Origin of the sequence: Roseiarcus sp. (genome assembly GCF_052145395.1) — a bacterium.
In the GTDB taxonomy this organism is placed as follows: domain Bacteria; phylum Pseudomonadota; class Alphaproteobacteria; order Rhizobiales; family Beijerinckiaceae; genus Roseiarcus.
In genome coordinates, this window is the sequence record NZ_JBKQOT010000483.1 from 1 (window position 1) to 3,625 (window position 3,625).

Annotated in this window: 3 protein-coding genes; 1 reads left to right on the forward strand and 2 read right to left on the reverse strand. The window is 63.9% G+C overall.

Annotated elements, in window-relative coordinates; genetic code table 11:
- Window positions 1-200, reverse strand: a 200-nt coding sequence (locus tag ACLP25_RS16435; protein ID WP_442470257.1) for a hypothetical protein, incomplete at its 3' end; no start/stop codon positions are given.
- Window positions 201-595: 395 nt separating this feature from the next.
- Here ACLP25_RS16435 and ACLP25_RS16440 point away from each other — a divergent pair.
- Window positions 596-790 carry a recombinase family protein gene (locus ACLP25_RS16440; RefSeq protein WP_442470258.1) on the forward strand — a complete coding sequence of 65 codons (195 nt, stop codon included), beginning with the start codon at window positions 596-598 and terminating at the stop codon, window positions 788-790.
- A 94-nt stretch (window positions 791-884) separates the two neighbouring features.
- Here ACLP25_RS16440 and ACLP25_RS16445 read toward each other — a convergent pair.
- Window positions 885-3,625, reverse strand: a 2,741-nt coding sequence (locus ACLP25_RS16445) for a Tn3 family transposase (protein WP_442470259.1), incomplete at its 5' end; no start/stop codon positions are given.

The window sequence follows — 3,625 nt, forward strand, 5'->3', positions numbered from 1 at the left end:
CGGGCCTTCCACACGCTCAGGACGCCCTTGGCATAGGCCGGGCTCCAGCCGAACGCCTCTTGCATTTCCGCCGTTACGTTCACGAGGGGACGGACCTCATGGGACTTGGCCGGGAACGCCTTCGGCCATCTGGTGCGCAGAAGATCGAACGCCTGCCACGAGTCTTGAGCGCCGCGCTTCCAGTCGGACTTGGTGGTCATGGTCGTCTACTCCGCGCGCCGTTGCACCCGTCGCGGCCAACTCGACCGTCGATGAGCGGTAGCAGCATCTGACTCCGGGGGCAGTGCCGCCCCTTCGGGCGATTTTGGCATCGTGATCCGATCGAGCACCTCCCCGATCAGAACGTGGGCCTGCGCCGCCGTCAGATCATCCGCGATAGCGTTGTCGTCAATGCGCAGACGGAACATCGACCGGGAGTCGCCGGGCGTTTCAAGCTCAATCACAATCTGTCGGACCATCACCACCCCCAACGCAATCATCCGGCAGCGGGGGTTAACGCGCCAGAGCCTATTTTGGCTGCCTGTCTTTCTCTGGCTCGCATTGCCCTTGCATGATCGCCTAACCTTCGTTAGGAATGTGTGCATAGAGGCTTGCCATGTGCCAGAATTACGTTGGTTATTATCGCGTCTCGACGGAGAAACAGGGCCGGAGCGGGCTCGGCCTCGATGCGCAACAGACCGCCGTCGAAGCGTTCATCGCCAGCAAGGGCGCCGACGCCAAACTCGTCACCAACTACGTCGAGGTTGAGTCCGGCAAGCGTTCGGACAACCGGCCGGAGCTGACGGCGTAACGACAAGAGCTGTACCCAGATTCACGCTAGGTTGGACGAACCATGAACAACATTCCTTCGGGCGCTGGTGCTCGTGCTTTCCATCCAGCCTTCGTCAGGCGGCGGCCATGAAATTCTCTTTGGCGACGCGGAGCGGTCGGAAGGTGCCTTTGGGCTGGGGCTCGTGCATCCAGTCGTAGATGCCGGTCAGGTTGATGTGCTCCCAGATCTGCGGCGAGATATGGCGGATTACATCATCGGGCAGGTCGCGCCCTTCGGCTCGCAAGCTCTCGACCGCACGCGAGAGATAGACGGTGTTCCACAAGACGATGGCGCTGACCACCAGGTTGAGGCCGGAAGCGCGGAAAGCCTGGCTCTCGAAGGAGCCGTCGCGGATTTCGCCGCGCTCGTGGAAAAACACCGCCCGGGTCAACTTGTTGCCGGCCTCGCCCTTGTTCAGCCCGGCCCGGCAGCGGTCGCGCAGTTCTGGGCTTGAATACCATTCGATCATGAACAGGGTCCGCTCGATCCGGCCAATCTCGCGCAGCGCGCGTGACAGCACGTTCGTTTTCGGTAGGGCGGCGAGCTTCTTCAGAACGGTTGAGGGTACGACGATGCGGTCCTCGATCGAGACGCCGATGCGCAGTGCCTCGTCCCAGCCCTCGCGGATCGCGGCGGTATCGATACGATCGCCGATGTGATGCTTAAGGGTCGGGTAGGAATCCGCGTCCTCGAAGGCGTGCAGGCGCCAGTCCTTGAGGTCACGCAGCCGCGGCGCGACACGCTTTCCGCCCAGCGTGAACAGGCTGAAGACATGATCGCTGGCGCCGCCAGTGTCGACGTAGTGCTCGTCGATTTCGATTCGGGTCTCATGTCCATACAGCCCGTCCAGCACATAGACGGCTTCATCCTCGGTGGCGCCCATCGGCAGGATGTGGAAGTGGCCGTGTTGGTCGGAGACCCAGGTATAGAACTTGCTGCCGGGATCGCCGCTGTAGTGAGCGTTGACGTCGCCGCGCTTAGCGCCCCTGCCACCGGCGCGGAAGAACTGGCCGTCCGACGATGACGTCGTGCCATTGCCCCAGAGCTTGGCGAAGGGATGCGCCAGATGGGCGTTGATGATCGCGGCCAAGGCTGCCTTGTAGGTTTCGGGCCGGATGTGGAACAGCCTGGCCCAGGTGATCTGTCGCTCGCTGAGCCCGGCCGAGGCGTCGGCCATGCGCTTGGCGCCGAGATTGGTCGCGTCGCCGAGGATTGCCGCGAGCAGCGCCGGGGTGAGCCGGACCGTGTCGCCGGTGCGCAGATGGGTGAACCATTGAGCAAAGCCGGTCCAGGTGTTGACCTCGGCCAGGAGGTCGGTGATGTCGATCTGCGGCATTCGGTCGAGGATCAGCCATTTCGCTGCATCGACCTTCGCCTTCGGCACCTTGGTGCGTTGCTGGGAGATGATCAGGACGCCATCTTCCATGCGGACGCCGGCGAGCTTGCCGGTTCGGGCCTGATGGCTCAACCGCTTCAGCTTGAAGTCCAGTTCCTGCTCCTTTTCCGCGATCCAGGCGTCGGCGCCACGTGGGACACCGAGCCGCAGATCACCAGCCTCCTTGCGCGCGACGAAGGCCGGGCCTGGCATGAGCTGGGCTTCCAGGGGCCGGAAGGCTCGGCCGCCCTCGACCCAAACATCGCCCGAGCGCAGGCGCTCGCGCAGCACGGCGAGGGTGGCGATCTCCCAGAGACGCCGGTCCCGCTTGCCATTGGCGGCGATGAGCTTGCGAACCTTCTGGATGAGATGGGCGAGCGGCACCTTGGCCGGCAGCCCGCGACGATCATCCCGATTGAGCTGTCGCAAGAGATCAATCGCCGTCAGCAGCGGATCAAGTGTCCGGGCAGACCGGAAGGTGAAGACATCGAGCAGTGCAGGCGCATAGCGGCGGACCCAGGAATAGCGCTCGGCGGCGCCGAGCAGCGGATCGGCCTCGGCGGTCGTGGCCAACGCTTCGACATCCGCCCGCGCCCGGACCAGACGGTGCCAGCCGATCTCGCGGTCGAGCACCTCGAAGGTGTCCTGGCCGGTCTCATTGGCTTCGACGAGCACGCGTAACGTGTCGCCGAACATGCGCAGCAACCGACCCGTCTCCTTACGGGCGTCGAGATGCCGCCGGTCCTGTCGGGCCTTGGATTTGGTGAACAGGAGGGCAATCAGCCGGCAGAACATGGTGATCGTGGCATCGGTCAGCTTGCTGGTCAGCTCGATCAGCTGCGCCGCGATCAGCGCTTGCCGGCGTCCGGCGTTGAAGTCGTCGGCCAGCCAGCTCGGCGTCACGGCGCCCTCGCGCACCAGCTGTGTCCAGCGATCCGGATGGATGCGCGCGCGACGCTGCGGATCAAGGCCGAACGACCGGACGAAGATCAGCCGTTCGATCAGGCCAAGCAGATTCCTTTCACTCGGCGCCTCCGGTAAGGCCCGCAGCCAGGCGAAACGGGTCTGCCGGATAGCGGGATCGACCATGAGAAGTTGCTCGAATGCTTCAAGCCGCTCCGGCGTCAGCCCCTCCAAAAGGGTCGTTTGAACTCGCTTACGGGCGACGGCGCGCCCTGCCGTTCCGATGCGCTCAAGCTTGTCGGTCGACGGCAGAAGCACATTGCGACTTCTGAAGGCTGCGATGGTGGCGGCCGCGATCGTCTCGCCATTATCTGTCGCAGCAGCAGCATCGATCGACGCCACTAACGCAGCGCGTTGATCGGTCCGCGTCATCATGCGCAGGCCAAGCAGTTCTTGCAGTTCCGCCGAATGTTCTCGTCTGGTATTATCCCGCCTGCCATAGTCCGCGAACACAGCCGAAGTGACACCGAGCTGGC

Excerpts from the sequence above, each read along its gene's own strand:
- ACLP25_RS16440 (WP_442470258.1), top strand. The coding sequence starts at position 596 with ATGTGCCAGAATTACGTTGGTTATTATCGCGTCTCGACGGAGAAACAG.